This is a genomic window from Blautia sp. AM47-4 (genome assembly GCF_003479865.1).
Taxonomy (GTDB): domain Bacteria; phylum Bacillota; class Clostridia; order Lachnospirales; family Lachnospiraceae; genus Fusicatenibacter; species Fusicatenibacter saccharivorans.
Genome location: NZ_QUHY01000081.1, coordinates 1 through 1835 on the forward strand (window position 1 = coordinate 1; position 1835 = coordinate 1835).

Annotated in this window: 2 protein-coding genes; both read right to left on the reverse strand. The window is 51.4% G+C overall.

Features of this window, described 5'->3' with window-relative positions:
- Window positions 1-91: 91 nt before the first annotated feature.
- On the reverse strand, window positions 92-250 hold the full coding sequence (locus DW965_RS18590) for a Maff2 family mobile element protein (RefSeq protein WP_003500126.1): 159 nt from the start codon (window positions 248-250) through the stop codon (window positions 92-94).
- An 89-nt stretch (window positions 251-339) separates the two neighbouring features.
- On the reverse strand, window positions 340-1835 hold a 1496-nt coding region (locus tag DW965_RS18595; RefSeq protein ID WP_119198675.1), incomplete at its 5' end, for a VirD4-like conjugal transfer protein, CD1115 family.

The following is a 1835-nucleotide window of genomic DNA, read 5'->3' on the forward strand; positions in this document are numbered from 1 at the left end:
TTATAACACCAATCTTGTGTAATCACAATTTATTTTTGTATCCTGCCGCTGATACCGTCTGGATTGTGCTTTTCCTTTCTTTTTGTTCCCTTTAATTAGCCATAAACTGCTTAATGCCCTGGCTTTTTGCCGCAGGGTTGTCCGACCCGTAACCTTCCAGAAGATTGATGACACCCCATACCGCCAGACCGGCGCCAAGAGCCATGACCAGAATTTTAAGAATGTCGATTGCCTGATTGAAAAATTCCATATACGTTCCTCCATTTTGTTTGTTTGATGGTTTTGGGTACAAAAAAAACCGCCCACATCGGCGGCGCTTCGGGTCATCATGGCCCGAAGTTACACAAACTCGTCGCTGTCCAGATCATCGAAGTTCAACAGGTCAGCTTCTTCGTCTGTATCGGAGCCGTCCACTTCGTACACCGTGTATTCGTCCTCCGGCTTTAGTCTCAATGGCCGGTGGCGGAACAGGCTTTCCAAGCGGAAGGCGTTTTTCTTTTTATCAAATTCGACTGTGTACTTGTAATTCGGGTGCTTTTTCAAGTCATACTTCGGGGATAGAAAAGGCGGGAGCCCCCTAAGCTGCAAGATACATTTATCCCCGGGCATGGTGGTGATCTCGCTGGTGGTCATCAGCTCCCGGCCAAGCCGCTGCATATTCTGGCTGTAACTTTCAGACTGTCCACGGCTTCGACCCTCGGTCTGCATAGAGATGGTGGCCTTGCCCAGCCAGTTTTCCGAAATATCCTTTAGGGTGGAAGCCTCCCGGCCTCCGAGGAATACGATACTGTCCATGTTGCCCATGATGGTTTCGGAATGGTCTTTGTACAATGCCTTGCACTGGCTCATAGCCTGATAAAAGAGCGTCAGGCTGATCTCACGGGAGCGGATGACGGCCACGATCTTTTCCAGCCCCGGCACCTGTCCGGTGTTGGCTGCCTCGTCCCACAGCACCCGCACATGGTAGGGCAGACGCCCGCCATAGGTGTTATCAGCCCGTTCACACAGAAGGTTGAACATCTGCGAAAAAGCGAGGGCAACCAAAAAGTTGTAGGTGGTGTCCGTGTCGCTGATAAGAAAGAACAGCGCTGATTTTTCATCCCCCAGCTTATCCAGCTCCAGTTCGTCATAAGACATGATCTCCCGAAGTTGGGGAATATCAAAGGGAGCCAGTCTTGCACCGCAGGAAATCAAAATGCTTTTGGCTGTCTTGCCGCTGGCGAGCTTGTATTTCTTATACTGCCTCACGGCGAAGTGCTGGGGGCTGCGGCGTTCCAGCCCGTCAAACATATAGTCCACCGCGTTTTTGAAGGTTTCGTCATCCTCCCGGACTTCCATGCTGTTTATCATTTCCACCAGCGTATTCATGTTGCGTTCTTCCTCCGGCCCCTCAAAGACGATGTAGGACACAAGGGCGCAGTACAAGAGGGTTTCTGCTTTTGTCCAGAACTCGTCGCCCTCCTTGCCGTCGCCTTTGGTGTTGGCAATCAGGGCGGTAACAAATTTCAAAACATCGCTTTCTGTCTTGATATAGGCCAGCGGATTGTAGTGCATGGATTTTGAAAAGTCGATACTGTTGAACACCCGCACCCTGTATTTCTCCCGTTGCAGAAACCGCCCGCACTGGTCGAGAGTGCCGCCCTTCGGGTCTACCACCACATACGAGGAATGGGCTTGAAGGAGCTGCGGGGTCAACCAGAACCTTGTCTTTCCCGAGCCGGACGATCCGATGACACAGGCGTTTAGGTTCCGGGCATTGGCGGGTATCTTCGGACGGGTGTTCATGGTAAGGAACTCCGTCCCGGTCAGAATGACATTGTTCTGAAATTTAGGGT